Here is a 1,211-nt window from a genome sequence, read left to right as displayed (position 1 = left end):
GCATAATCAGGAATAACCGGCTTCAGGTTGGTTGCTTATTCTGGCAACCGGCAGATTTTTCGGCGAATTCGAATGGGGTCATCCAGCCCAGCGCAGAATGGGGACGACTCTGGTTATAGTGTATGCGCCAGGCCTCGATTTTGCACCGGGCATCCTCCATGGACATAAACCAGTTCTCGTTCAGGCACTCCTGACGCAACCTGCCGTTGAATGATTCCACCGTGGCATTATCCGTGGGCGTACCTGGCCGTGAGAAGTCAATCCGGATATCACGTTCGTACACCCACTTATCCAGCATTTTTCCCGCAAATTCAGAGCCATTGTCTGTTTTCAGGAGCTGTGGTAACGGGCGTCTCAACGCGATGGTATTCAGCATCTCAGCCACTTCTGAAGAGCGCAGGTTCTGGCCTACGCAGATCCCCAGACATTCGCGCGTGTAGAGATCGATTACCGTCAGAAGGCGAAGCCGGCGACCGTCAAACAGCGCATCGGAGACAAAGTCCATCCCCCATACGTGATTGGGATACAGCCCCTGCGGCTGGGGTTGACGTTTCAGCGCAGATTTATTGCGACGGGGGCGTTTTAGCCGCAGCGATAATCCCTGCTCGCGGTAAAGCCGGTAAATACGCTTGTGATTATCGCGCCAGCCTTCCCGTTTCAGCATGACGTGAACCCTGCGGTAGCCATAGTGGACACGGGTTTCGGTTATTTCCCTGATGCGCAGCCGCAGTGCGCTGTCGTCAGCCGCAACTGAGCGGTAACGGTATGAACTGCGGCTGATCTTAAGCGCGAAGCAAACCTGTCTTTCACTGGCACCGTAGCGGGTCTGCAAGTCCCTGACCCATTCGCGCAGGCGTGCCAGCGTCAGCTCTTTTTTGCCAGAACGTCCTGCAGCATGGCCTTGTCGAGGCTCAGATCGGCAACCAGCTTCTTCAGGCGTAGGTTTTCCTCCTCGAGCTGCCGCATATGCTTCAGTTCTGAAGGAGAAATCCCGCCGTACTTTTTGCGCCAGGTGTAGAACGTGGCATCGGAGATGCCCAGCTTGCGGCAGACTTCTGGTACGGGCGTACCCAGCTCAGCCTGCTTCAGGGCAAAGACAATCTGCTCTTCGGTGAATCGTGACTTTTTCATCGGCACAACCTCCGCTCAGGGGAGTCATTATCATGCCGGAATTCTGTTTCTGAATGGAGCAGGATTTCGGGTCAGGGTCA

The 1,211-nt window shown here is 55.2% G+C and carries 1 protein-coding gene; it reads right to left on the bottom strand.

Annotation, left to right across the window (positions count from 1 at the left end; translation table 11 throughout):
• Positions 1 to 22: 22 nt before the first annotated feature.
• A protein-coding gene (locus tag F3J38_RS27695) for an IS3 family transposase (RefSeq protein WP_370661746.1) occupies positions 23 to 1,131 on the bottom strand; the annotation gives its coding sequence in 2 pieces (ribosomal slippage) (positions 23 to 870 and positions 870 to 1,131; 1,110 coding nt in all).
• Positions 1,132 to 1,211: the final 80 nt, after the last annotated feature.

This window comes from Candidatus Pantoea formicae, from assembly GCF_011752625.1.
GTDB lineage: Bacteria > Pseudomonadota > Gammaproteobacteria > Enterobacterales > Enterobacteriaceae > Pantoea > Pantoea formicae.
Note: the sequence above shows the minus strand (reverse complement) of the source record. Positions and strands in the feature narration are given on the sequence as shown.